General features: G+C 62.6%; 25 protein-coding genes. 18 read left to right on the top strand and 7 right to left on the bottom strand.

Annotation, left to right across the window (positions count from 1 at the left end):
* Positions 1-52: 52 nt before the first annotated feature.
* From ACZ0BA_RS18825 to kduI, 4 genes are read right to left on the bottom strand one after another with little or no spacing between them, the layout of a single operon-like run.
* A complete protein-coding gene (locus ACZ0BA_RS18825) occupies positions 53-1,267 on the bottom strand; it encodes an AGE family epimerase/isomerase (protein WP_463452732.1) in 1,215 nt (404 codons plus the stop codon).
* Positions 1,268-1,279: 12 nt separating this feature from the next.
* Positions 1,280-2,356: a hypothetical protein gene (locus ACZ0BA_RS18820; protein WP_463452731.1), complete on the bottom strand. Its 1,077-nt coding sequence runs from the start codon at positions 2,354-2,356 to the stop codon at positions 1,280-1,282.
* Positions 2,353-3,108: a 2-dehydro-3-deoxy-D-gluconate 5-dehydrogenase KduD gene (gene kduD / locus ACZ0BA_RS18815; protein ID WP_463452730.1), complete on the bottom strand. Its 756-nt coding sequence runs from the start codon at positions 3,106-3,108 to the stop codon at positions 2,353-2,355. The genes ACZ0BA_RS18820 and kduD overlap by 4 nt, the downstream gene beginning before the upstream one ends.
* 9 nt (positions 3,109-3,117) lie before the next feature.
* Positions 3,118-3,966: a 5-dehydro-4-deoxy-D-glucuronate isomerase gene (gene kduI, locus ACZ0BA_RS18810; protein ID WP_463452729.1), complete on the bottom strand. Its 849-nt coding sequence runs from the start codon at positions 3,964-3,966 to the stop codon at positions 3,118-3,120.
* Between the two features lie 154 nt (positions 3,967-4,120).
* On the opposite strand from kduI, the gene ACZ0BA_RS18805 reads away from it, so the two are divergent.
* From ACZ0BA_RS18805 to ACZ0BA_RS18795, 3 genes are all read left to right on the top strand, one after another.
* Complete coding sequence (locus ACZ0BA_RS18805; protein ID WP_463452728.1) at positions 4,121-5,746, top strand: glycoside hydrolase family 43 protein; 1,626 nt, start codon at positions 4,121-4,123, stop codon at positions 5,744-5,746.
* 61 nt (positions 5,747-5,807) lie between these two features.
* Positions 5,808-7,244: a glycoside hydrolase family protein gene (locus ACZ0BA_RS18800; RefSeq protein WP_463452727.1), complete on the top strand. Its 1,437-nt coding sequence runs from the start codon at positions 5,808-5,810 to the stop codon at positions 7,242-7,244.
* Between the two features lie 424 nt (positions 7,245-7,668).
* The gene (locus ACZ0BA_RS18795; protein WP_463452726.1) at positions 7,669-8,094 is read left to right on the top strand and encodes a group I truncated hemoglobin; all 426 of its coding nucleotides are present in this window, start codon (positions 7,669-7,671) and stop codon (positions 8,092-8,094) included.
* 71 nt (positions 8,095-8,165) lie between these two features.
* On the opposite strand, the gene ACZ0BA_RS18790 is transcribed toward ACZ0BA_RS18795, so the two are convergent.
* Positions 8,166-8,426, bottom strand: a complete 261-nt coding sequence (locus ACZ0BA_RS18790; RefSeq protein WP_463452725.1) for an accessory factor UbiK family protein — start codon at positions 8,424-8,426, stop codon at positions 8,166-8,168.
* A gap of 288 nt (positions 8,427-8,714) precedes the next feature.
* On the opposite strand from ACZ0BA_RS18790, the gene ACZ0BA_RS18785 reads away from it, so the two are divergent.
* From ACZ0BA_RS18785 to ACZ0BA_RS18725, 13 genes are all read left to right on the top strand, one after another.
* Positions 8,715-9,488, top strand: coding sequence for a TorF family putative porin (locus ACZ0BA_RS18785; protein ID WP_463452724.1), 774 nt, complete (start codon positions 8,715-8,717; stop codon positions 9,486-9,488).
* Positions 9,489-9,499: 11 nt separating this feature from the next.
* The gene (locus tag ACZ0BA_RS18780; protein ID WP_090317127.1) at positions 9,500-9,838 is read left to right on the top strand and encodes a P-II family nitrogen regulator; all 339 of its coding nucleotides are present in this window, start codon (positions 9,500-9,502) and stop codon (positions 9,836-9,838) included.
* 11 nt (positions 9,839-9,849) lie between these two features.
* The gene (locus tag ACZ0BA_RS18775) at positions 9,850-11,406 is read left to right on the top strand and encodes an ammonium transporter (RefSeq protein ID WP_463452723.1); all 1,557 of its coding nucleotides are present in this window, start codon (positions 9,850-9,852) and stop codon (positions 11,404-11,406) included.
* Positions 11,407-11,695: 289 nt separating this feature from the next.
* On the top strand, positions 11,696-12,997 hold the full coding sequence (gene gshA / locus ACZ0BA_RS18770; protein ID WP_463452722.1) for a glutamate--cysteine ligase: 1,302 nt from the start codon (positions 11,696-11,698) through the stop codon (positions 12,995-12,997).
* A 110-nt stretch (positions 12,998-13,107) separates the two neighbouring features.
* Positions 13,108-14,067: a glutathione synthase gene (gene gshB, locus ACZ0BA_RS18765; protein ID WP_463452721.1), complete on the top strand. Its 960-nt coding sequence runs from the start codon at positions 13,108-13,110 to the stop codon at positions 14,065-14,067.
* Between the two features lie 66 nt (positions 14,068-14,133).
* Positions 14,134-14,535, top strand: a complete 402-nt coding sequence (locus tag ACZ0BA_RS18760) for a PTS sugar transporter subunit IIA (RefSeq protein WP_463452720.1) — start codon at positions 14,134-14,136, stop codon at positions 14,533-14,535.
* 91 nt (positions 14,536-14,626) lie between these two features.
* Positions 14,627-14,896 (top strand): HPr family phosphocarrier protein, encoded by a 270-nt coding sequence (locus ACZ0BA_RS18755; RefSeq protein ID WP_090317115.1) that lies wholly within the window; start codon positions 14,627-14,629, stop codon positions 14,894-14,896.
* A 44-nt stretch (positions 14,897-14,940) separates the two neighbouring features.
* On the top strand, positions 14,941-16,686 hold the full coding sequence (ptsP, locus tag ACZ0BA_RS18750; RefSeq protein WP_463452719.1) for a phosphoenolpyruvate--protein phosphotransferase: 1,746 nt from the start codon (positions 14,941-14,943) through the stop codon (positions 16,684-16,686).
* Positions 16,687-16,760: 74 nt separating this feature from the next.
* Entirely contained in the window at positions 16,761-17,948 is a 1,188-nt protein-coding gene (gene metX, locus ACZ0BA_RS18745) for a homoserine O-succinyltransferase MetX (protein WP_463452718.1), read from the top strand.
* Positions 17,945-18,580 carry a methionine biosynthesis protein MetW gene (metW, locus tag ACZ0BA_RS18740; protein WP_463452717.1) on the top strand — a complete coding sequence of 212 codons (636 nt, stop codon included), beginning with the start codon at positions 17,945-17,947 and terminating at the stop codon, positions 18,578-18,580. Before metX ends, metW begins: the two co-directional genes overlap by 4 nt.
* Positions 18,580-19,836, top strand: a complete 1,257-nt coding sequence (locus ACZ0BA_RS18735; protein WP_463452716.1) for an AmpG family muropeptide MFS transporter — start codon at positions 18,580-18,582, stop codon at positions 19,834-19,836. Before metW ends, ACZ0BA_RS18735 begins: the two co-directional genes overlap by 1 nt.
* Positions 19,823-20,704: a M48 family metallopeptidase gene (locus ACZ0BA_RS18730; protein WP_463452715.1), complete on the top strand. Its 882-nt coding sequence runs from the start codon at positions 19,823-19,825 to the stop codon at positions 20,702-20,704. Before ACZ0BA_RS18735 ends, ACZ0BA_RS18730 begins: the two co-directional genes overlap by 14 nt.
* The gene (locus tag ACZ0BA_RS18725; RefSeq protein ID WP_463452714.1) at positions 20,704-21,591 is read left to right on the top strand and encodes a pseudouridine synthase; all 888 of its coding nucleotides are present in this window, start codon (positions 20,704-20,706) and stop codon (positions 21,589-21,591) included. Before ACZ0BA_RS18730 ends, ACZ0BA_RS18725 begins: the two co-directional genes overlap by 1 nt.
* A 67-nt stretch (positions 21,592-21,658) precedes the next feature.
* Here the strand turns inward: ACZ0BA_RS18725 and ACZ0BA_RS18720 are convergent, their stop codons facing one another.
* Entirely contained in the window at positions 21,659-22,684 is a 1,026-nt protein-coding gene (locus ACZ0BA_RS18720; RefSeq protein WP_463452713.1) for an AraC family transcriptional regulator, read from the bottom strand.
* A 166-nt stretch (positions 22,685-22,850) separates the two neighbouring features.
* Here ACZ0BA_RS18720 and fabF point away from each other — a divergent pair, with 166 nt between their 5' ends.
* Positions 22,851-24,113: a beta-ketoacyl-ACP synthase II gene (gene fabF, locus ACZ0BA_RS18715; RefSeq protein WP_463452712.1), complete on the top strand. Its 1,263-nt coding sequence runs from the start codon at positions 22,851-22,853 to the stop codon at positions 24,111-24,113.
* A gap of 90 nt (positions 24,114-24,203) precedes the next feature.
* On the opposite strand, the gene ACZ0BA_RS18710 is transcribed toward fabF, so the two are convergent.
* Positions 24,204-24,977, bottom strand: a complete 774-nt coding sequence (locus tag ACZ0BA_RS18710) for an exodeoxyribonuclease III (protein WP_463452711.1) — start codon at positions 24,975-24,977, stop codon at positions 24,204-24,206.
* A 98-nt stretch (positions 24,978-25,075) separates the two neighbouring features.
* Here ACZ0BA_RS18710 and pyrE point away from each other — a divergent pair, with 98 nt between their 5' ends.
* Positions 25,076-25,744 (top strand): orotate phosphoribosyltransferase, encoded by a 669-nt coding sequence (pyrE, locus tag ACZ0BA_RS18705; protein ID WP_463452710.1) that lies wholly within the window; start codon positions 25,076-25,078, stop codon positions 25,742-25,744.
* Positions 25,745-25,804: the final 60 nt, after the last annotated feature.

Genomic DNA, 25,804 nt, shown 5'->3' with positions numbered 1-25,804 from the left:
TATGTTCATTCTTGTCTCGTTTATAGTTGTCTTATGGATCGATTGTAGACTGTCAGGGCTCGGCCGCGATCAGATTGAGCACCTCGTAACACGCGCCCATCGTGTGGTAATCGACCTTGCCGGCCGGGCTCTTCTGGTTGCTGAGCTTGGCGTTCGACGGACTCAGCACCCGATACCACGCTCCATGCTGGTGATCCACAAAATGCTCCCAGCTATACGCCCAGATCCTGTCGTACCAATCCCAGTACCTCGGATCGCCGGTCCGCTCGGCCAGCATGGCCGCCGCCGCGAAACTTTCCGCCTGCACCCAGAAAGATTTGTCGCCATCGCATATCTCGTCCCCCGGGCCGAAGCCGTAGAAAATCCCGCCATGCTCCGCATCCCACGCCTTGCCCAGTGCGATGTCGAACAACTGCGCGGCGCGCGGCGCCATCCATTCGGTGGCGCCGTCCAGCGCCACCGGATGCCGCTCCAGTTGCAACAGCAACTTGGCCCATTCGGTCAGATGCCCCGGCTGGTAGCCCCACGGACGGAAGATATTGCTCTTGTCGTGACGGTTGTAGTGCCAGTCCACCGACCAGTCGGCGTGATAGTGTTCCCAGATCATGCCGCCGGCCAGCCCCGCCTGGCGCATCGTGATGTTGCGCGCCAGCGTGACGGCGCGCTGCAGATAATGCGTCTCGCCCGACGCCTCGAAAGCGGCGATCAGCGCTTCGCAAGCGTGCATGTTGGCGTTTTGCCCGCGATACGGATCGAGTACCTTCCAGTCGGCGCTGGCCTGGTCGGCGTACAGTCCCGGCTCCGCCTGCCAAAAGCGCTTCTCCATCAGATCGAACGTCTCTTTCATATAGACGCGCGCTTCGGTGATGCCGGCCGCCAGCGCCTGCGAATACGCCAGCAGTACGAACGCCAGGCCGTAGCAGTGGTTGTCGCCGTCGGTGACCTGTTTCTTGCCGTCGCGCCACGACAGCTGCCAGGCGTAGCCGCCGGTGCGCGCGTTGCGGTGGACGTTGCGCAGGAAGGCGACGCCGTGATGCAACGCTTCCAGATACGCCGGGTCGCGGAACTGGCGGTAGGCCTTGGCGTAGTTGAAGACAAAGCGCGTGCTGCTGACCAGGTGCCGCGTGTGGCGGTCGTAGACGGTGCCGTCGTCAAGGAAGAAGTGGAAGAATCCACCGCTCGGGTCGATGCAGCGCGGATGGTAGAACCGCATGGTGTGCGCGATGTGCGACAGCAGCATGTCGCGGGAGCGAAAGTCGGGATGCATGGTCCGGTTCTCCTAGCGGGTGGGGGGCGTGGCGTTGGGCCAGGCGGCGATGCGGTAGCGCGTGTGCCACGGTTGTTCCGGACTCAGCGCGACGCCGAGCCTGTCTTCCAGCGGATGGCCGGCCGGTGCGCGGGCGACCCTGCCCAGGTCGAACAGGCTGTTGACCGGCTCGGCGCCGATCGCCAGGTGACGGCTCATCCACGGATAATTGATGCGGCCGCCGTTGCTGATCCACAGCATCAGGTCCGGCAACTGCGCGGTGTCCCACCACATGCCGACGCAGGCGTCGTAGTCGAGGTAGTGCAGCGCGAACGGCGGCGCGTCGCCGGTGCTCGTCAAGGTGCTGACCTGCATCAACTCCTCGGTCGGCATGGTCAGCGGTAATTGCGCCAGATCGAGCGGACCATCGATGCCCGCCATGGCCGAGAGCGCGCCGGAGCGCACGTCCGGCAGCAGGCGCGAGACGGCGCCGGGCGCGGCGGTCGGGTAGCTGTGGACGCCGGCGTGCTCGCCGAGCACCACATTGACCCGTCCCGGCGTCGGCGGAATGCGGAAAGTCGGATGCAGGCCGACCGGCATGCGCGAGCGCCGGCGCGACCAGATGCCCAAGCTGATATCCAGCGCGGCAGCGTGTGGATCGACCGCGATAATTCTTTCGACGCGGGCGATGGCGCTGCCGGCCGGGTAGTCAATCGCCAGATGCACGCGGTGCGGCGTGGCCTCGATGCAGCGCCAGTGGTGATTGGCGGCGTAGCCGTGCATCCAGCCGTCGCCGGCTTGGTCGTTGTCGCCGGTGCGCAGCCAGCCGGGCGGCAGGGGGCCGGGATCGTCGGTGCGGCCAAACGGCACACAAGGCCATTCGCCGCGCATGCGCCGCAGCAGGCCGGGCAGGGCGGCCGCGCCGGTTGTGCTGGCCCACGGCGCCACGTGCATGATGTCGAGCTCGCGCTCGTCGTCGAGCCGCAGGCTCACCGGGCCGAGCATGCCGCCCAGCGCCTGCACCTCGGCGCTGCCGAAGTCCCACGCCAGTTGCCAGGCGCGGCTCGTCGCCTTTTCAGCCCGTTCGGTCATGCGGTTCGTCTCGTTCATCGCGCGAGCCACCCGCCATCCACCGGCAGGGTGATGCCGTGCACGTAGTCGCTGGCGCCGCTGGCGAGGAACACCGCCGCACCGGCCAGGTCTTCCGGCTTGCCCCAGCGTCCGGCCGGGATGCGGGCCAGTATCGCCTCGGAGCGCCGGGCGTCTTGGCGCAGCGCCGTGGTGTTGTTGGTCTCGAAGTAGCCCGGCGCCAGTGCATTGACGTTGATGCCTTTGGCGGCCCATTCATTCGCCAGCGCGCGCGTCAACCCGGCCAGCGCGCTCTTGCTGGCCGCGTAGGCCGGCACGCGAATGCCACCCTGGAACGACAGCAGCGAGGCGACGTTGATGATCTTGCCCGCGTGGCGCGTCGCCATGTGCCTGGCCACCGCTTGCGACAGGAAAAAGACCGATCGCAGATTGGTGTTCATGACGGCGTCCCAGTTTTCTTCGGTGACGTCGAGACTGTCGGCGCGGTGGATGGTGCCGGCGTTGTTCACCAGAATATCCAGCTGCCCGTTGAAGGCGATTGCCGCGTCGACCACGCGTTGCACCGGCTCGGTGGAGCCGAAATCGGCATTGACGAACAGAAAGCGGCGGCCCAGCGCTTCAACGTGTGCAGCGGTGTCGTCGGCGGGGCTGCGGCCGGCGGCAACGATGTCGGCGCCGGCGCCGGCCAACGCGATCGCGATCGCCTGGCCCAGCCCCGTATTGGCGCCGGTGACGAGCGCGGTGCGGCCAGCAAGATTAAACAGTTCGGACATCGATGCTCCTTATTTCAGCTGACAGATATCGAGCACGTTCATGTCGGTGTAGTCGAGGTTTTCGCCGCCCATGGCCCAGATGAAGGCATAGTTGGCCGTGCCAGAACCCATGTGAATCGACCAAGGTGGCGAGACGACGGCTTCTTCATTGGCGACGATGATGTGGCGCGCCGAATCCGGCTCCCCCATGAAGTGGAAGATGCGCTGTTGCTCGTCGAGGTTGAAGTAGAAATAGACTTCGGAGCGGCGGTCGTGCAGGTGCGGCGGCATGGTGTTCCACACGCTGCCGGTTTTCAGTATCGTCAGGCCGAGCAGCAGCTGCGCCGATTTGCATACGCCGGGAATCACGTATTGATAAATGGTGCGGGCGTTCGACGTCGCGGCGCTGCCGCGCTCCAGCGGAACGGCCTGTGCGTGGGTGATCTTGGTCAGTTCGTGGCGGGCGTGGGCCGGCGTCGAGGCCAGGTAAAAGCGCGCCGGATTGGCCGGGTCGACCGCTTCGAAGCTGACCTCATTGCTGCCCATCGGGATGTACAGGCCGTCGAGCGGCGCCATGTCGAACACCTGGCCGTCCACTGTGACGCGGCCGGCGCCGCCGCCGACGTTGATCACCCCCAGCTCGCGGCGCGACAGGAAGGGCTGGCCCAGCGCGGAAACCGGCTCGGTGTGCGTCGGCAGCGTGAGCGGCTCGGCGACGGGCGCGGCGCCGCCGATCACGAAGCGCTCGTGGTGGCAGTAATTGAGCTTGATCCGGTCGCTGACGAACAGGTTGCTGATTAAATAGCGCTCGCGTAACTGTTCATTGCTCACTTGCGTCATCATGTCCGGATGGGTGGCATGAAATATTTTTTCGTACATCTAAGTCTCCTGGAAATGAATTCTACTGATATCTGTTATCGATAACAAGTATAATGTCATACCCGTTTGAAAAGCAACGCGCAGGAAGCCGGGGATCGTGGTTTTTGCGATCCGGCCTGATCAACTTGAAGATTGATTCGTTAGGAGTGGTCCGTTGAAAACCGCTGTCGCCCTGTTGTTTAGCCTGTGTACGGTCTCGGCCGCCGCGCAGCCGCCGTCCAGCCAGCCTTGGGTCGCCGACCTCGGCAACGGCCAGTATCAGAACCCCATCCTGTACGCCGACTACTCCGATCCGGACGCCATCCGTGTCGGGCAGATGTTTTATATGACGTCGTCCAGCTTCAGCAACGCGCCCGGGCTGCCGTTGCTGCAATCGTCGGACATGGTCAACTGGGAGCTGGTGGGGCATGCGCTACCGAAGCTGGGACCGGAGGATGTGTTCGCCAAGCCGCAGCCGGGCAAGGGCGTGTGGGCGCCGGCGCTGCGCCACCACGCCGGCAAATTCTGGATCTTTTATCCTGACCCGGATTTCGGCGTCTACGTGATGACGGCGCAGCGTTTCGCCGGTCCGTGGAGCGCGCCGCATCTGCTGCTGGCGGGCAAAGGCATCATCGATCCGGCGCCGCTGTGGGATGACGACGGCAAGGCCTGGCTGGTGCACGGCTGGGCAAAGAGCCGCTCGGGCATCAACAACATCCTGACCTTGCGCAGCATGGACGCGGACGCACGCACACTGCTCGACGAGCGCGGCAAAGACATCATCAATGGGGACAAGTTGCCGGGCTATCATACGGTCGAAGGTCCGAAGTTGTACAAGAAGGATGGCTATTACTATGTTTTCGCGCCGGCGGGCGGCGTCGAACATGGCTGGCAGTCGGTGTTCAGGTCCCGCAATATCGAGGGACCGTACGAGGACAAGATCGTTATGGCGCAGGGCACTTCGACGATCAACGGGCCGCACCAGGGCGCCTGGGTCGACGGGGTGGACGGACGCGACTGGTTTTATCATTTCCAGGACAAGGGGCCGTATGGGCGCGTGGTCCATCTGCAGCCGATGCAGTGGCGCGATGGCTGGCCGGTAATCGGCGTGGATAAGGACAACACCGGCGTTGGCGAGCCGGTGCTGACTTACGCCAAGCCGGCCGGCAAGGATCGCGGCGTCCTGGTGCCGCCCACGGGGGACGAGTTCGGCGGCGGGGCGCTCGGCTTGCAGTGGCAGTGGAATGCCAATCCGGGGGTGGGCGCTGCTGGCGGTTGGTACTCGCTCGCGGCGCGGCCTGGCTTCCTGCGCCTGCCGGCCCTGGCGGCGCCGGAGGAGGGCAGCGTGCGCGAGGTGCCGTCTGTGTTGACGCAAAAGTTCCCCGCTCCTGTTTTTACCGTCGATACGAAGATCGAGGCGCGCGGGTCCGGTTTTCAACGGGCAGGGTTGCTGGTGCTTGGGATTCGCTATGCGTGGCTGGGTTTGCGTGACAGCGACGGCGTGAGGCAGCTGGTGCTGTCCACTTGCGAGGAGCCCGCGCTGACGTGCAAGGAGCGTGTGGAACCGCTGCGCGCCGTTGGCCGCCAGCCGGTGTATCTGCGCGCCGAAGTCGGCGATGGTGCGGTGGTGACGTTCTCATACAGCCTGGACGGCAAGCAGTACACGCCGGCAGGCAAGCCGTTTCAAGCGACTGTCGGACGCTGGGTTGGCGCGCAGGTCGGCCTGGTCAGCACGCGGCGGCCAACCACCGGCAACAAGTCCTCTGAGATGGACGTCGATTACTTCCGGGTGACACGGTAATGTGATAGCATCGGCCGCAATCGAGTTATCGATAACATGAAAATAAAATCAGGAGACTAGCGTGTTCAAAAAGATTCTAGCGGCGGCGGGTTTGCTGTGGTGTGCGTCGGCGTCGGCGCAGGTGCAGGTGTTCCCGTTCCCGGAGCCGGTCCGGTATTCGCACCACAACGACGACTTCACGGTGCGCGTGCGCACGCCTGGCGGCGTATGGCAGGACCTGTACGAATACAAAGTCAAAGTCGACCTCGATACACAAAGTACCGCCTCGATGGTCTATTTCAATTTCGACGGTCCGGTCGAAGTGGCGGTGCAAAAGAACAACGGGCGCTTCTCCAGCGTGGCGATCCGTCCGGACGCCAAAGGCATCAAACCGGTCATCAAGGGCCAGACCGCCTTCTTCACGCTGAACCGCCCGGCCAACCTCAGCATCGAATTCGACGACGACCGCCTGCACAACCTGCATCTGTTCACGCACGCGATCCGCAAGGACATGCCGAAGCCGCCGGCGCCCAAGCCGAACGAGGCGATCGGCAAGGGCGAGACGCCGGACTTCACCCAGCCTGTGGTGTATTTTGGCCCGGGCGTGCATGACGGCGAGTTCAACGTGCGCTCCAACACCACCGTGTATATCGACGGCTCGGCCATGCTCAAGCGGCCGCTGATCATCAACGGCGTGCAAAACGTCAAGGTCATCAGCGACGGCCTGTTCGACAGCGTCGATATGCTGGTGATCAAGGATTCCAAGAACGTGGTGATCGACGGGCCGATCTTCTTCAACCAGACGCACGGGACGATGCGCTGCATCACGTCCCAGGATATCGAGGAGCGCAACATCCGCACCATTGGCGGGGGCAAGTGGTCGGACGGGCTGGGTCACTTCGCCTGCGAGCGCGTCACCATCGCCGACAGCTTCATCCGCACGTCCGACGATTGCATCACCCTGTATAACCACCGCTGGGATATCTGGGGCAACACGCGCGACATCGTCGTCAAAGACTCGACCTTGTGGGCCGACATCGCGCACGCGGTCATGATCGGCATCCACGGCAACACGCCGTCGCCGGCGCATCCGGAGCCGGAGGTGCTGGAGCGCATCCGCTTCAGCAACATCGACATCCTCGATCACGACGAGGACGACCCCGAGTATGAAGGCGCGATCGGCATCATGGCCGCCGACGACAATCTGGTGCGCGATGTGGTGTTTGAGGATATACGGGTGGAGCGCATCGAGGAGGGCAAGCTGTTCAACCTGCACATCGCCTTCACGCCCAAATACAACACCAGCCCGGGGCGGGGCATCGAGAATGTCACGTTGCGCAACATCCATTTTTCAGGCAACGGCTCGCCCAGCGCTTCGGTGATTTACGGGCATGACGAAATGCGTAAGGTGAAGAACGTCACGATCGACAATGTGACGGTCGGCGGACGAAAGATAAGAGGCGCGGAAGCCAATGTGCTCGACATAGGCAAATTCGTCGAGGGCGTGACGTTCAGGTAGAGCGAAGACACTCTCGCGCTGTAGCAATCATGGGCAATCGGGGTCAAGTCTGTCATTCGGACACGAACCCGGCAATCGGGGTCAAGTCTGTCATTCGGGCAATCGGGGTCAAGTCTGTCATTCGGACACGGCCCCAGGCGTAGGCTGTTGAGTCCGTGTCCGAATGACAGACTTGACCCCCGCAGATTGCGGTTGCGGAAACCGACAGCCGTAGGTTCTTCGGGGGCGTGACATTCGGGTCGAGCGAAGACACTCTCGCGCTCTCGCAATCTTGAGTTCTGCTGAATGTTTCCCCGCTCATACGCACTTGTTTGGCCTAAAATTATGGCTCAGAAGTGGTTGCGGCACCCGTGGCGATTCGTCCGGTGGCCACACGAACGGCTTTCGCGTCGAAAGCACGGCGTAGCGCCCGTGAGGAGAAACAGTGGAATTTATCAGAAACGTAATAATTCTAGCGTTGGCTTTGGCTTTCACCGAAAACATTCACGCGCAAGAGAAAACGCTCTACGAACGGCTCGGTGGCGGCGAAGTTATTACGCGGGCGGCAAATGAAATAGTAGAGAACGTTTCACATGATCCCCTTTCAAGCCGTTCGTTCGAAGGGGTGGCGTTGAAACCGTTGAAGGCCAAGGTGGCCGAGCATCTGTGTGCCATTTCCAACGGGCCGTGCAAGTACACCGGCGAGAACATGGCTGTCGCCCATACGGGGCTGGCGATCACGGCTGACGAGTTCCAGATCATGGGCGCATACCTGCACACAGCGTTTTCGCGTCAAGGGGTCGATCCCCAAGCGCTAGCCGAGTTGGAAGCAATCCTCGAACGCCTGCGTCCAGATATTCTGCTTAAATAGGCAACTGGACCTGTTGCGGTGCCATCGGCGAAATGCCCGTGTTACCGCAGCTGAGCCGCAACAGTGCCTTGTTAGATGATGATATCGCTCTTCGGCGTGGCCGCCTTCGCTTCCAATTCCGCCAGACGCGTTTCCAGCGTTTCCAGTTTCGCGCGGGTTTTCGCTAAAACTTGCGTTTGAACATCAAATTCCTCGCGCGTCACCAGGTCCAGTTTGGAGAATCCCTGCGTCATCATGGACTTGACGTTCTTCTCAATGTCCTTTGCTGGTGAGTTTTGGACGGCTTGGCTGATCTTGTTTTGCAGGTCGTTAAAAAAAGTGTTCATATCCATAATATTCCTTGATCAGGTGGGGTTATGTGCGCACTATCGAAGTGCGCCAATGCATCATTGTGGTGCAAAACCAAAGACTCTTCCGTTCGACGCTTTCAAATTGTCACTTTCCTACGAGTACGTCCATTGTCGCGGATGCCACGGCAGCTATCCGGCGAGCAATATTAGCTGGCACGCATTCTGCTAAAGAAGTAAATGAATGCCGCTCTCTGCTTTGCCTCATAAGGATTTTACCCGTAACCGTATTCCCTATCTGTGACTAAGTTCGATAACTACAAGGACAAAATTATGAAAAGCACGAACCTGACCCTGCTCGCAGCATTGACGTTTGCATTCGCCACCATGGGCGCCTCCGTGGCGCAGGCCCAGGAAGCGCAACCGGCGCCTGCCGCCGCACCCGCTGCCGAACCGGTACCGGATAACCAAATCAGCTACAACGTGGCTGTGGCCAGCGACTACCGTTATCGCGGCATCTCGCAAACCCGCCTGAATCCGGCGCTGCAAGGCGGCGTGGATTACGTCAACAATCCGACCGGCCTGTATGTCGGCACCTGGGCGTCCACCATCAAGTGGGTCAAGGACGGTGGCGGCGACGCCGACGTGGAAATCGATATCTATGGCGGCAAGCGCGGCGAGATCGCCCCGAATGTGACCTATGACGTCGGCGGCCTGTATTACTACTATCCGTCCAACAAGCTGGCCACCAGCGCCAACACCTTCGAACTGTACGCCCAAATCGGCGTCGGTCCGTTCTCCGTCAAATACTCCCGTTCGACCACCAATCTGTTCGGCACCCCCGACAGCAAGAACAGCGGCTATGTCGACGCCCAACTCAACACCGATATCTATGACGGCTACTTCCTGAACGTCCACCTCGGCCGCCAGACCGTCAAGAACAATTCCGCCGTGAGCTACAACGACTACAAAATCGGCTTCACCAAAGATTTCGGCGTGGTGACCGTGGCGGTGGCAGGGATCTTCACCGACACCGACGCCTACGTCGGGCGCGGTAAGAACCTCGGCAAGAGCGGTGCCGTGCTTACCATTTCCAAAACCTTCTAAGCGAGGCCAGCATGAAAATGATTACCGCCATTATCAAGCCGTTCAAGCTCGACGAGGTCCGCGAGGCCCTGTCGGCGATCAACGTGCAAGGTATTACCGTGACCGAGGTGAAAGGCTTCGGTCGCCAGAAAGGCCACACCGAGCTGTATCGCGGTGCCGAATACGTCGTGGACTTCCTGCCGAAGACCAAGATCGAGGCGGCGGTGGACGATGCCATCGTCGAACAGGCGATCGAAGCGATCGAAGGCGCTGCCCGCACCGGCAAAATCGGTGACGGCAAGATCTTTGTGTACAACCTGGAACAGGTGATCCGTATTCGTACCGGTGAAACCGGCCACGAAGCTCTTTAAGGGGAAAATTGATGAAGAAAACTATAACAACATTGCTCGCTGGGGTTTCCATCCTGTTCGCACTAGCCGCGCCGGTCCATGCCCAGGAGGCCAAGCCGGCTGACGCGCCCGCCGCCGCAGCCACCGCGCCCGCCGCCGCCGCACCGGAAGCGCCGGCCGCGCCTGCCGCCGCGCCTGCCGCAGCCGCGCCTGCCGCAGCCGCGCCTGCCGCTACGGAGGCAGCACCTGCCGCCCCGGCGCCGGCGCCACAAAAAGGCGACACCGCCTGGATGATGGTCTCGACGCTGCTGGTGATCCTGATGACGATTCCCGGCCTGGCGCTGTTCTACGGCGGCCTGGTCCGCTCCAAAAACATGCTGTCGATCCTGATGCAAGTGTTCATGGTCTTCGCGCTGATCGTGGTGCTGTGGTGCGTGTACGGCTATTCGCTGGCATTCACCGAGGGCAACGCCTTCTACGGCAAATTCGACCGTGCCTTCCTGAACGGCATCTGGGATCCGGCCAAGGGCGCGTTCTCGTACGCCGCCACCTTCAGCAAGGGTGTGGTCATTCCTGAATTTATCTACGTCGCCTTCCAGGCCACGTTCGCCGCCATCACCTGCGGCCTGATCGTCGGCGCCTTTGCCGAACGCGCCAAGTTCACCGCCGTGCTCGCTTTTGTCGTGCTGTGGTTCACCTTCGCCTACCTGCCGATCGCCCACATGGTCTGGTTCTGGACCGGTCCCGACGCGATCAAGGACGCCGCGACCCTGGCGACCGAAACCGCCAAAGCCGGTTTCCTGTTCCAAAAAGGCGCGCTGGACTTCGCCGGCGGCACCGTGGTGCACATCAACGCCGCTGTTGCCGGCCTGGTCGGTGCCTACATGATGGGCAAACGCGTCGGCTACGGCCGCGAATCGATGGCGCCACACTCGGTCACCATGACCATGATCGGCGCTTCGCTGCTGTGGGTCGGCTGGTTCGGTTTCAACGCCGGTTCGGCGCTGGAAGCGGCTGACATCGCCGCACTGGCCTTCATCAACACCTTGCTGGCCACCGCCGCCGCCACCGTGGCCTGGGTGTTCGCCGAGTGGATCTTCAAAGGCAAGCCATCGATGCTGGGTGGTGCTTCGGGTGCGGTGGCCGGTCTGGTCGCCATCACCCCGGCCTGCGGTTTCGTCGGCCCGATGGGCGCGCTGGTCATCGGCCTGGCCGCTGGCGTCATCTGCCTGTGGGGTGTTAATGGTCTGAAACGCCTGCTGGGCGCCGACGACTCGCTGGACGTGTTCGGCGTTCACGGCGTCGGCGGTATCCTCGGCGCCATCCTGACCGGTGTGTTCGCCGCGCCATCGCTGGGCGGCCAGGGCATCTTCGACTACGTCGCCAACAAGGCATCGGCGGACTACTCGATCGCGGCCCAGGTCACCACCCAGGCGACCGCCGTCGGCGTCACCATCCTGTGGTCGGCTGTCGTCTCGTTCATCGCTTACAAGCTGGTTGACGTCGTCATCGGTCTGCGCGTTCCGGAAGAAGAAGAGCGCGAAGGCCTGGACATCACCACCCACGGCGAGTCCGCTTACCACGCTTAATTTTTAAATCTGGTCTCCCAAAGCGCCTCTGTATGAGGCGCTTTTTTTTCGGGTCAAGTGAGGGGACCGCTGAATTGCTTGATCCGCTGACCGATCTGCTGGATCGTGGACTGACACCGATTTGAGACTGTGCCCGTAGCCGGTGACGGCAAGCGTGAGCCCATCCCCGCCTTTTTTCCATTTCCACCTTTAAAATAGGGTTTTCGCCCCGATTTGGGCTATCTGCAAGGTAATATTTGAGGTTCTGCTGCCTGGAGGGCCGTCCTCCCGCACATTTAAGGAAGTAATCATGGTTCCCCATCTCGTCACGGCTCTGACCGGTCCGCTGCTCGATCTAGAAGAAAAAATCCTGGCCGCCACGCCGGCCATTGAGCGCTGGTTCCGTCTGGAGTGGCAGGAGCATACGCCGCCGTTCTATTGCTCGGTCGATATGCGAAACGCCGGCTACAAGCTGGCGCCGGTCGATACCAACCTGTTTCCGGGCGGTTTCAACCATCTGGCCACGGAAATGCTGCCGCTGTCGGTGCAGGCCGCCATGGCCGCGATCGACAAATACTGTCCCGACGCCCGCAACCTGCTGCTGATCCCGGAAATTCACCAGCGTCACCCGACTTACTGGCAAAACATCGCGCGGCTGATGCAGATTTTCCGCCAGACCGGGCTGCACGTGCGCCTCGGTTCGCTGGCGCCGGAAGTGACGCAGCCGACGCCGCTGGCTCTGCCGGACGGCAATATGCTGGTGGTCGAGCCGCTGGTGCGCTCGGCCAACGGCCGGCGCGTCGGGCTCAAGGACTTCGATCCGTGCACGATCTTGCTGAACAACGACCTGTCGGCCGGCATCCCCGAGATTTTGCAGAACATTCATGAGCAGAGCCTGCTGCCGCCGCTGCACGCCGGCTGGGCCGTGCGCCGCAAGAGCAACCATCTGAACGCCTATGACGAGGTGGTCAAGAAGTTCGGCAAGCTGATCGGTGTCGATCCGTGGATGCTCAACCCGTTCCACGCCAAATGCGACGCGGTCAACTTCCGCACCGGCGACGGCTACGATTGCCTGGCCGCCAACGTCGACGCGCTGCTGGCCAAGATCAAGAAGAAGTACAAGGAATACGGCATGAAGGACCACAAGCCGTTCGTGATCGTCAAGCCGGACGCCGGGACCTACGGCACCAGCATCCTGACGATCAAGGATTCCAGTGAAATCAAGGACTTGAGCCAGGCCCAGCGCGACAAGATGATCGTCATCAAGGATGGCAAGGAAGTGACCGACTTCATCATCCAGGAGGGCGTGCCGACCTTCGAGAGCATCAAGGACGACGTCGCCGAGCCGGTGGTCTATATGATCGACCGTTATGTTGTCGGCGGTTTCTACCGCGTGCACGCGGAAAAGGGCGTCGACCAGAACCTCAACGCGCCCGGTTCGCAATACGTGCCGCTGGCGTTCGCCCAGCAGCACGCCGTGCCCGATCTGAAGGCCAAGCCGGGCACGGCTGCGCCGAACCGCTTCTATGTCTACGGCGTGGTGGCGCGGCTGGCGCTGCTGGCGGCGTCGCTGGAAATGGAACGCACCGACCCGAATCCGGAAGTGTACTAAGCTAATATTGATGACTTGGCAAGCGCCACCGGGGTAGCGGCCTCATCCGCTCCCCGGTGCGGTCGGCGAATCTCGGCTAAAATCAGGCATTACCCAGACTGGATGCGCCCATGAAAATAGCTTTCCTCGCCGATCCCTTGGCCAGTTTCAAGACCTACAAGGATTCGACCTACGCCATGATGGTGGAGGCGGCCAAGCGCGGCCACACGGTCTACGCCTTCGAGCAAAAAGACATGGCCGTCAACGGCGGCGTGGCGTACGCCAAGGTTGCCGAAATTACCATTCTGGACGACCTGAAGGACTGGTACCGCGCCGCTCCGGCCGTGGAAACCAATCTGGGCGAGTTCGACGCCATCATCCAGCGCAAAGACCCGCCGTTCGACATGGAGTACATCTACGGCACCTATATGCTGGAGCTGGCCGAAAAGCAGGGCGCCAACGTCTTCAACAAGCCGTCCACCATCCGCGACCACAACGAAAAGCTGGCCATCGCCCAGTTCAGCGAGTTCACCTCGCCGACCTTGGTGACGGCCGACGAGGCGCGCATCCGCGCCTTCCAGGCCGAGCATGGCGACGTCATCCTCAAGCCGCTCGACGGCATGGGCGGCACCGGCATCTTCCGCGTCAAGCCGGACGCGATGAACCTGGGCGCCATCATCGAGACGCTGACCGACAACGGCAAGCGCACGATCATGGCCCAGCGTTTCATCCCGGACATCGCCAAGGGCGACAAGCGGATTCTGGTCATCGGCGGCAAGCCGGTGCCGTTTTCGCTGGCGCGCATCCCGCAAAACGGCGAAGTGCGGGGTAACCTGGCGGCCGGTGGCCTTGGGGTAGCGCAACCTTTGACCGAACGGGACTTCGAAATCGCCAATACCCTGGGTCCGGTACTGGCCGCGCGCGGCTTGTTGCTGGTAGGATTGGACGTGATCGGAGATTGCCTCACGGAAGTCAACGTTACCAGCCCGACCTGCTTCCAGGAAATCACCCAGCAAGCCGGTTTCCCTGTGGCGGCGATGTTCATCGATGCCGTCGAGGCGGCGGTGGCGTCGGTGGCAGGTCCGCGATGACGGATATTCAAAATAATTTTGCCGGACGGCCTCAAAAACCTCCGCGCTCACTGGCGGTTTAAGAATATGGTTGGCATACTGCTTATGACGCACGCTCCGCTTGGACAGGCATTCATTGCCGCCTGCGCGCATGTGTTCCGTGGTCCGACCGAGCGGCTCGAGGCGATCGATGTGATCGCCGACCAGGACCTCGGGGAAGTGCAGGCGCTGGCGGCGGCGGCGATCAGGCGGCTCGACGACGGCGACGGCGTGTTGATCATGACCGACGTCAAGGGCGGCACGCCCGCCAACTGCTGCGATCGGTTGGCGGACGCCGGCCGGGTGGAGGTCATCGCCGGCATCAGTTTGCCGATGCTGCTGCGGGCCATCACGTATCGCCGCGACACGCTCGACGTGGTGGTCGAGATGGCGCTGGCTGGCGCGCAAAGTGGCGCGGTGCGCGTCGACAACCGGATTCGCGTCGTGTAGCGACGACGCGGGAATTTTTTGTGCGGCTTATTTGCGCGGCGGATGTTTTGTAACGACTGCTGCGCTGATTTCTCATTGAGACAAAAGAAAAATGATTCAACAAGAACTTGAGATTATCAACAAGCTTGGGCTCCATGCCCGCGCTTCCGCCAAATTTACCCAACTGGCAGCAAAGTTTCAAAGCGATGTCTGGCTGACCCGCAACGCGCGCCGCATCAACGCCAAGTCGATCATGGGCGTGATGATGCTGGCCGCAGGCAAGGGCGCCAAGGTGACCCTGGAGGCCGACGGCCCCGATGAAAGCGAATGCATCGCCGCGCTGTCGGCGCTGGTCAACGACAAGTTCGGCGAAGGCGAGTAATGCCCTCGGATCGCGGCCGTTCCCGCATTTTCACTGGTCCACCCATGGCTTCCTTCACACTGCACGGCATTCCGGTCTCCCGCGGCATCGCCATCGGCCGCGCGCACAAGCTGGCGCCGGCGGCGCTCGACGTCAAGCACTATCTGGTGGCCGAGGAGCATCTGGAAGCGGAAGTGGTGCGGTTGCAGCAGGCGCTGGCCCAGGTGCACAAGGAACTGCAAACGCTGTGGAACGAGCTGCCCAAGGACGCGCCGACCGAGTTGGGCGCCTTTATCGACGTCCACGCGCTGATCCTGTCGGACCCGATGATCTCGGAGGCGCCGCTCGACATCATCCGCGCGCGCCACTACAACGCCGAATGGGCGCTGCTGACGCAGATCGACGAGCTGTCGGCGCAGTTCGACGAAATCGAAGACCCGTACCTGCGCGAGCGCAAGGCCGACATCCAGCAGGTGGCCGAGCGCGTGCTCAAGGTGTTGATGGGCACCGCGCAGATCCTGCCGCCGACCACCGCCGACGGCGACGAGTTCCAGGCGCAGATGATCATCGTCGCCCACGACATCTCGCCGGCCGACATGCTGCAGTTCCGCGACCGCTCGTTCATCGGCTTCGTCACCGATGTCGGCGGCCAGAACTCGCACACGGCCATCGTCGCGCGCAGCCTGGACATCCCGGCGGCCGTCGGCATGTCCGGTGCCTCGACCCTGATCGAGCAGGACGACTGGTTGATCATCGACGGCGACGCCGGCGTGGTCGTCGCCAACCCCAGCGCGCTGGTGCTGGAGCAGTACCGCGAGCGCCAGGGCGCCGCGCTGCGCGCCCGCAAAAAGCTCAATAAACTCAAGAAGACGCCGGCCATCACCAAGGACGGCACCGAGATCACGCTGCTGGCCAACATCGAGCTGCCGGACGACTGCCCGGCGGCGATGGAGGCCGGCGCCAACGGCGTGGGCCTGTTCCGCTCCGAGTTCCTGTTCATGGGCCGCAACAGCAAGATCCCGTCCGAAGACGAGCAGTTCGAACAGTACAAAAAGGCCGTGGTGGCGATGAAGGGCCGGCCGGTGACGATCCGCACGCTCGATATCGGCGCCGACAAGCCGCTCGACCAGACCGAGCACACCGCGCTCAATCCGGCGCTGGGTTTGCGGGCGATCCGCTACTGCCTGGCCGAGCCGCAGATTTTTCTGACCCAGTTGCGCGCCATCCTGCGCGCCTCGGCCTTCGGCAAGGTCAAGATCCTGATTCCGATGCTGGCCCACGCGTTCGAGATCGACCAGTCGCTGGCGATGATCGCCCAGGCCAAGGCCGAACTGCGCGAGGCGAAGATCAAATTCGACGACACCGTGCCGGTGGGCGCGATGATCGAAATCCCGGCGGCGGCGCTGGCGCTGCCGATGTTCGTCAAGCGCATGAACTTCCTGTCGATCGGCACCAACGACCTGATTCAATACACGTTGGCGATCGACCGGGTTGATTATGAGGTCGCGCACCTTTACAATCCGCTTCATCCGGCTGTGCTGCAATTGATCTCGATGACGATTGCGGCCGGGCATAAAGCCGGGATCGACGTCGCCGTGTGCGGCGAAATGGCGGGCGACGTCAAGCTGACACGCCTGCTGCTGGGCATGGGGCTGCGGGAGTTCTCGATGCACCCGGCGCAGCTGCTATCGGTCAAGCAGGAAATCCTGAACAGCGACCTTGCGCGTATCGTTCCGCAAACCCGCAAGATCATGCGCTCGATGGAACCCAACGTAATTGCAGACGCGGTCGAACAATTACAGTTGATGTAAGTCGGTGGGACCCATCCTCGCGGTCCCGCCCAGATTGATGGCCCGTGGGGCCGCCCCCAAACTCTCATAAAAATATGTCATCCCTGGGATACGTCAAACCGCAAACCATGCATTTCGCGCAGCCGCTGCCGCTGCAAAGCGGCGCCGCGCTGCAAGACTACATGCTGATGTACGAAACCTACGGCACCCTCAACGCCGACAAATCGAACGCGGTGCTGGTGTGCCACGCGCTCAACGCCTCGCACCACGTCGCCGGCGAATATGAAGGCGTGCCGAAAAGCCTGGGCTGGTGGGACAACATGGTCGGTCCCGGCAAATCGCTCGACACCGACAAGTTCTTCGTCATCGGCATCAACAACCTCGGCTCGTGCTTCGGTTCCACGGGGCCGATGCACACCAATCCGGCCACCGGCAAGCCTTACGGCGCCGCCTTCCCGGTCGTCACGGTGGAGGACTGGGTGGCCGCGCAGGCGCGCCTGGCCGACGCGCTGGGCATCACGCAATTTGCCGCCGTCATGGGCGGCTCGCTGGGCGGCATGCAGGCGCTGGCCTGGTCCATCATGTACCCCGAGCGGTTGCGCCATTGCGTGGTGATCGCTTCCACCGCCAAGCTGTCGGCGCAGAACATCGCCTTCAACGATGTCGCCCGCCAGGCCATCCTGTCCGACCCGGACTACCGGGGCGGCGATTTCTACGAATACGGCGTGGTGCCGAAAAACGGCCTGCGCGTGGCGCGCATGGTCGGCCATATCACCTACCTGTCCGACGACGACATGGCCGAGAAATTCGGCCGCAGGCTGCGCGCGGCGGTGGACGACATCGCCGGCGTCCCGGGCGACAATCCGGCCAATTACAAATTCGGCTTCGGCGTCGATTTCGAGATCGAATCGTACCTGCGCTATCAAGGCGACAAGTTCAGCGAATACTTCGATGCCAACACCTATCTGTTGATCACCAAGGCGCTGGACTACTTCGACCCGGCGCGCCACCATGGCGGCGACCTGGCCAAGACGCTGGCCGGCACCCGCGCCAAGTTCTTCCTGGCCTCGTTCACCACCGACTGGCGCTTCTCGCCGGAGCGCAGCCAGGAGATCGTGCAGGCGCTGGTGAGCAACCGCCGCCAGGTGACCTACGCGGAAATCGACGCGCCGCACGGCCACGACGCCTTCCTGCTGGAGGACCCGCGCTACCTGAACCTGGTGCGCGCCTACTACAACCAGGTATGGAACGACATCAACGCTCCAGTGAAAGGCAGCGCATGAACTTTACCCAATTAAGCACCGCCCGGCCGGACCTGGCCTTCATCGCCCACTGGGTGCCCAACAACGCGCACGTGCTGGACGTCGGCTGCGGCGACGGCGTGATGATGGACTACCTGCAAAGCGACAAGCAATGCAGCGGCTACGGCATCGAGATCGCCGACGACAAAGTCCTCGACAGCACCAAGCGCGGCGTGCAGGTGATCCAGCAGGATATGGAGAACGGCCTGTCGCTGTTCGGCGATAACACCTTCGACACGGTATTGTGCCTGTCGTCGCTGCAGATGATGAAGCACGTCGAGGCGCTGCTGCGCGATATCGTCCGCGTCGGCAAGGAGGCCATCGTCTCGTTCCCCAACTTCGCCTACTGGCCGCACCGCGTATCGCTGCTCAAGGGCCGCATGCCGGTGTCCGAATCGCTGCCGTACGAGTGGTACGACACGCCCAACCTGCGCTGCGCCACCATCAACGACTTCCGCGACCTGGCCGTCGAATGCGGTCTGGAAGTGATCGAGTACGTGGCGCTGGCGGAGGGCCGGCGCGTGTCGTTCCTGCCGAACCTGCGCGGCGACCTGGCGGTTTTCCGCCTGCGTAAGAAGCTCACCACGAAAATCGACGCGAAGGCTGCGCACTGATGACTACCCAGGAACCGAAGCGCCACTGGCTGTCTTACCTGAACGGCCGCACCATCTCGATTCTGTTCCTGGGCTTTAGCTCCGGGCTGCCGCTGTACACGCTGATCTACCTGATGCAGGCGTGGCTGGCCAAGTCCGGGCTGGATGTGAAGGCGCTCGGCCTGTTCGCGTTGGTGACGTTCCCCTACACCTTCAAATTCCTGTGGGCGCCGTTCATGGACCGCTACACCATCGGCCCGCTGGGCCGGCGGCGCGGCTGGATGGCGGTCACGCAGGTCGGCCTGTTCCTCGTCATCGGGGGACTGGGCATGCTCGATCCGAAGCTGGAACTGACGCTGATCGCGGTTTTCGTCGGCGTCATCGCCTTCCTGTCGGCCAGCCAGGACGTGGTGGTCGACGCCTACCGCCGCGAGATCCTGGCCGAGGACGAGCAGGGTCTGGGCGCGGCAATCATCGTCAACGCCTACAAGGCGGCCAGCCTGATTCCCAGCGCGCTGGGGCTGGTGCTGGCGGACACGATGTCGTGGCAGGCCGTGTTCTGGATCGTCGCCGCGTTCATGCTGCCGGGTTTTATCTGCACCCTGCTGGCGAAGGAACCGGCCGTCTACGGAGCGCCGCCTAAGAATTTGCAGGAGGCCGTGGTGCTGCCGTTCCGCGAATTCATCCTGCGCGACGGCTTGAAGCAGGCGATCATCATCATCATGTTCGTCCTGCTGTACAAGATCGGCGACAGCATGGCGACCGCGTTGTCGACCAAGTTCTTCCTCGATGTCGGCTTCACCACCAAGCAAATCGGGCTGGCGGCCAACGCCACCGGCTGGTGGGCGAGCCTCGCCGGCGGCGCCGTCGGCGGCATCTGGATGATCAAATTGGGCATCAACCGCGCGCTGTGGGTGTTCGGCGTGCTGCAGGCGATTGCGATTTTGGGCTTCGCCTGGCTGGCCAACGTCGGGCCGGACCCGGTGCTATTGAGCGCCGTCTTCGGCTTCGAGGCGTTCGCCAGCCTGGGACTTGGATCGGCGGCGCTGGTGGCATTTATGTCAAGAGCGACCGATCCCCGCTATACTGCCACCCAGTACGCGTTGTTTTCCAGTCTGGCTGCGGTCCCGCGCACATTCATTAATTCCTCGGTGGGTTATATTGTCGCCGAAACTGGTTGGTTCTGGTTCTTCATCGTGTGCTTTATCCTCGCCTTCCCGGCGATGATGATGCTGCCGAAAATCGCTCCTTGGAATAGTGCAAATGAAAAAGCTTAAATTAAAAAGCGCCGCCATGGTGCTGGTCTGCGTGATGGGCGCCTTGCCTGTCCACGCGCAAAACGACGGTATTCCGGTCGAAAAGCTGTCGCGCATGCGTGGGCTGGGTGGCGATTCCGCGCAGTTCGATCAACAGTCCAAGCTTCAATACGACCAGATGCTGAAGCAGGCGCACGACAAGGACGCCGTCGCCAGCGATAACAACCCGCAGCTGATACGCCTGCGCGCCATCGCCAAGCGCCTGATTCCATTCACCTCGCGCTGGAATCCCGACGCGGCGCAATGGAAGTGGGAAGTCAACCTGCTCAAGTCCGACACCGTCAACGCCTTCTGCATGCCGGGCGGGCGCATCGCTTTTTACAACGGCATCCTGACCAAGCTGAATCTGACCGACGATGAAGTGGCGGCGGTGATGGGTCACGAGATCGCCCACGCGCTGCGCGAACACGCGCGCGAGCAGGCCGGCAAGAACACCGTCACGCAGGTCGGCTCGCGCATCCTCGGCGCCATCGGCTCGGCCTATTTCGGTGTCGATCCACGCCTGGGCGATGCGGCAGCGGGCATGGTCTCGCAGGGCGCGGCGTTGACGTTCTCGCGCGGCGACGAAAGCGAGGCCGATCTGGTTGGCATCGATCTGGCTGCGCGCGCCGGCTTCGATCCGCGCGCCGGCGTGGCGTTGTGGCAGAAGATGGGCGCGATCAACAAGAGCCAGCCAATCAGCTTCCTGTCGACCCACCCGACCGGCAAGGACCGCATCGCGAACATGAACAAGAACATGCCGCTGGTGCTGCCGGTGTACGCCCGCGCCAAGGGACTGGACCCGAACAACCTGCCGAAGTACCACTCGCTGGCGCTGCCGAAGTCCTGATGTCGCTGCCACCGTTGCCGATGCGCGACGGCGTCGCGCCCAGCTATCTGTGGCTGCCGGAAGGGCAGTGGCCGGACCTGATCACCTTCCTGGTGGCGCGCTTTCCCGATGTCGACGTATCGACCTGGTACGAGCGCATGGCGCGCAACGAGGTCGTGGACGGCGACGGCAAGCCGCTGGCGCCGCACAGTCCATTCAAGCGCGGCATGCGCATTTTTTACTACCGCGAGCTGGAGGCGGAGACGCCGATACCGTTCACCGAGGAGATCCTCCATATGGACGAACATCTGGTGGTGGTCGACAAGCCGCACTTCCTGCCGATGACGCCGGGCGGGCGCTTCCTGCACGAGACCTTGCTGGTGCGGCTGAAGAAAACGCTGGGCGAGCAGGCGCTGACGCCGATCCACCGGCTCGACCGCGAGACGGCCGGCGTGGTGATCTTCTCGCGCAAGCCGGAGAGCCGTGGCGCGTATCAGTCGATGTTCCAGAAGCGGGTGATCGAGAAGGAATACGAGGCGCTGGCGCCGACGTTGAAGGGTGTCGAGTATCCGTTCACGTACCGCAGCCGGATGGTCGACGGCGACAAGTTCTTCATCATGAAGGAGGAGCCGGGCGAGCCCAATTCGGAGACCATCATCGAGGTCATCGAGCATCGCGCCGATTGCACCTTGTACCGGCTGTTTCCGCATACGGGCCGCAAGCACCAGCTGCGATTGCATCTGGCCTCGCTTGGCATCCCGATCATCAACGACGCATTTTATCCGGTGGCGCTGCCGTGCAAGGCGGACGACGTGTCGCAGCCGCTTAAGCTGCTGGCACGCCGCATCTCCTTCCTGGACCCGCTGACCAACGATTGGCGCGAGTTCAGCAGCCGCCGCAGCCTGTGATGTCCGACACCGGCGCCGACACTGGCACCGACGGCCCGCAGGCCCGGCACGACGGCATCCGTGCGCCTCACTCCGTATCGCGCGCGCCCTTGCGGTATTCCGTGGGACTACTCCCCGTCCATTGTTTGAACGCGCGGCAGAACACGGCGGAATTGGAGTAGCCGAGATCCTGCGCCAGCGCGGCGACGCGGACGTTCGAATGCGTCAGCCGATGCACGGCGATGTCACGCCGCAAATCGTCCTTCACCCGCTGGAAGGCGGTTCCCTCTTCGGCGAACTTGCGGGTGAGGTTGCGCACGGAGATATGTAAAGCTGCGGCGAGATCCTGGATCGTGACCGGTTCAACGATACGCGGCTCCAGAAAAACCCTCGCCTTCGCCGCGAGCGAAGTGCGGTTGACCGCAGCGAAAGTCCAGTCCTCCGGCGCGCGTTTGAGAAATCCCCATAGCTGGTGCTTTTCCCGTTTGAACACGGAGGCGCAGTCTTTTTCGTCGAGGTGGATGCTGGTCTCCGCCGCGTTGAAACCCACACCGCCCGGAAACAAAAAAACATAGTCTTTGACGTGGCGTGGCCGGGCAAAGCAAAACTCGACTTTGTGCACGGTGATCTCCCGCCCCAGCAGCCACGACGTTACGCCATGTATCAGCTTCATCATCAATCCGTGACCGAGCGGGTTGGCGCCGGTGCCGGGCGTGCGCGCGATCAGCGCCAGCCGCACCACGGTGTTTTTCCTGACCATGTGCAAGCGGTAATCGTCGAGCAAAAGATTCCAGAAACGGACGAAGCGGTTGAGCGCCACCATGATGGTCGGCGTATCGAGCAAACTGAGCATCAGATATTTCAGGGTGCCGCCGCGTATCGGCCGCGACCACAGACCCAGCATCTCGTCGTCCAGCTGCGCGGCCACCGCCTTGTATAGCGACACGTATTGCCGGCGCGTGATGCGGGCGTCCGGCTGTGCCAGCAGCGATTGGGGAATGCCGGCGCCGGCCAGCGCGTCGGCAATGGCCTGCCCACCCCGGCTGGCGCGCAGGAAGGTCAGCATTCCCTGCACGACATGCACGGAAAAAGTGTTGAAGATCAGTCCGGTCATCGTCAAAATGTTGGCGCGTTATGCATATCTGTTGGCTTGAACGGTCAAGCATGCGACGGCATGCGCACCTATACTCCCTTGAATCGCAGCGAACTGCGCCATCGCCGGGGCCGCTTAGCCTCGCGCCGGAATGGCGCGGTTTGCCTATTTTGCATGGCTTATCTTGATGGGACAAGTTTTGATGAACAAACGTATCGTCGTCACCGGCATGGGCGTCGTCTCGCCGCTCGGCAGTGGTTGTGAAACCGTGTGGCAACGCCTGCTGGCCGGCCGGTCCGGCATCGCCCGCCTGGGTGATGAGTACACCCTGGACATCGCGTGCAAAGTGGGTGGCATGGTCCCCGACTTTGACGCGGCGCTTGCCGTCGAACCGAAAGACCAGAAAAAAATGGACCGCTTTGCCTTGTTTGCCTTGGCGGCCGCGCGCGAAGCGCTCGACCAGGCCGGATGGCATCCCGCGACGGAAGACGAGCGGCTGCGCAGCGCGACCATCGTCGCGTCCGGCATAGGCGGCTTTGGCGCGGTGGTGGAGGCGGTGCGGACCACGGACGGCCGTGGCCCGCGCCGCCTGTCGCCGTTCACCGTACCCGGCTTCCTCGCCAATATGGCCGCCAGCCATATCTCCATCCAGCACGGCCTGCGCGGTCCGCTGGGCGCGCCGATCACCGCCTGTGCGGCCGGTGCCCAGGCCATCGGCGACGCCGCGCGCCTGATCCGTTCCGGCGAGGCCGACATTGCGGTCTGCGGCGGCGCCGAGGCGTGCGTCGACCGCGTCAGCCTGGGCTCGTTCGCGGCGATGCGCGCGTTGTCCACCGGTTTCAACGATGTTCCCGCATCGGCATCGCGGCCGTTCGACCAGGCGCGCGATGGCTTCGTCATGGGGGAGGGCGCGGGCATACTCGTTATTGAAGAGCTGGGGCACGCGCTGCGCCGGGGCGCGGTGCCGCTGGCGGAGCTGGTCGGCTACGGTACCACCGCCGACGCCTATCACATGACGTCACCACCGGATGACGGCGCCGGTGGCCGGCGGGCGATGGCCTTGGCGATACGCCAGGGCGGTGTGTCGGTCGCGGCGATCGGCCATCTTAACGCCCACGCGACGTCCACGCCGGTTGGGGATGCGGGCGAACTGGCCGCCATTCGCGCGGTCTTTGGCGCGGACGGCGGTCCGGCCATCTCCGCCACCAAGTCGGCCACCGGACATTTGCTGGGCGCGGCCGGCGGCGTGGAGGCCATTTTCACGGTTCAGGCGTTGCGCGACCAGATGGCGCCGGCGACATTGAACCTGGCCGAGCGCGACGCGGCGGCGGACGGCCTCGATATTGTGGCGGGCGCGCCCCGGCAGCTGCGGACCGAGTATGCGATGTCCAATGCGTTTGGATTTGGCGGCGTCAATGCCAGCCTGCTGTTCCGCCGCTGGCAGTGCTGATGCATCGATCCGCTGAACGGCGACCGGGGGAGAGCGGTCGCCCTTTATCGCTCATTGACGTGCACACGCGCTCGGTCGTGCGCGTAGTCCTCAGTCGTGCGCGTAGTCGATGATCAACGGCGCATGATCGGAAAACTTCTGTTCCTTGTACACCGCCACCGTGGTGGCCCTGGCGGCGATGCCCGGCGTCGCCACGTGATAGTCGATGCGCCAGCCGACGTTTTTCGCATACGCCTGGCCGCGGTTGCTCCACCACGTGTACTGCTCCTCGCGCGGGTCCAGGCCACGGTGCACGTCGACAAAGCCCACTTCGTCGAACACGCGCGTCATCCATTCGCGCTCCTCCGGCAGGAAGCCCGAATTTTTCTTGTTGCCCTTCCAGTTTTTCAAGTCGATTTCTTTGTGGGCGATGTTCCAGTCGCCACAGATGACCACTTCGCGGCCTTCGGCGTGCAGCTGCTGCAGGTGTGGCAGGAACAGCGCCATGAAGCGGAACTTGGCCTCCTGACGCTCCGGGCCCGATGAGCCCGACGGGCAATATACCGAAATCACGCTGAGATTACCGAAATCGCAACGAACGTAGCGGCCCTCGGCATCGAATTCCGGCGCGCCGAAGCCAATGACCACGCGGTCCGGTTCGATCTTGCTGTAGACGCCGGTGCCCGAGTAACCCTTTTTCTCGGCATAGTGGAAGTGGCCGTGGTAGCCGCCCGGGTTCAGGAACTCGGGCGTCATGTCCGGGGCCTGCGCCTTGAGTTCTTGTACGCAGATGAAGTCGGCGTCCTGCGTGGCCATCCACGTGAAAAAGCCCTTGGAGGATGCCGAACGGATGCCGTTCAGGTTGGCGGAGATGATTTTTGGCATGGAGAGGTGCTTAAGAAAGAGTGCTTAAAAATGAGACAGCATTTTGGAATGCGTTAGTGTAGCGTTAAAATACGGGCACTTTAAAGAAATGAGGCAGCATGAACAATCTACGTCAGCAATTTATCGAGTTTTCAGTCAACACCGGTGTGTTGCGCTTCGGCGAGTTCACCACCAAGGCCGGGCGCCAGTCGCCTTACTTCTTCAACGCCGGCCTGTTCCACGACGGAGCGACCCTGGCCCAGCTGGCACAGTTCTACGCGCAGACGCTGCTCGATTCCGGCATCGAGTTCGACATGCTGTTCGGCCCGGCCTACAAGGGCATCACCCTGGCGTCGGCCACAGCCGTGGCGCTGGCCGGCAAGGGCCGAAATACCTCGTTCGCCTTCAACCGCAAGGAAGCCAAGGCGCACGGCGAAGGCGGCAACCTGGTCGGCGCCAAGCTGCAAGGCAAGGTTGTCATCATTGACGACGTGATCTCGGCCGGCACCTCGGTGCGCGAATCGGTGGAGATGATACGCGCCGCTGGCGCCGAGCCGTGCGCGGTGCTGATCGCGCTTGACCGCATGGAGCGCTCGGGCGACGCGAACGGCGTGCTGTCGCCGAATTCGGCGGTGCAGGAAGTGTCCAACCTTTACAATATTCCGGTGATTTCGATCGGCAACCTGGATGACCTGTTCGCGTATTTGAACGGCAAGGGCGCCGATCCGCAGTTGCTGCAACATAAAGACGCCGTGGCGGCGTATCGCGAACGCTACGGAATCGCCTGATCTATCGCTCGGTTTGGTGTTTGTGCATTGTCGAATCGGCCATATTGCTAGACTTTGATA

The organism is Duganella sp. AC917 (assembly GCF_979258245.1).
The sequence above is the reverse complement of the archived record's forward strand: the minus strand, read 5'-3'. Positions and strand labels throughout refer to the sequence as shown.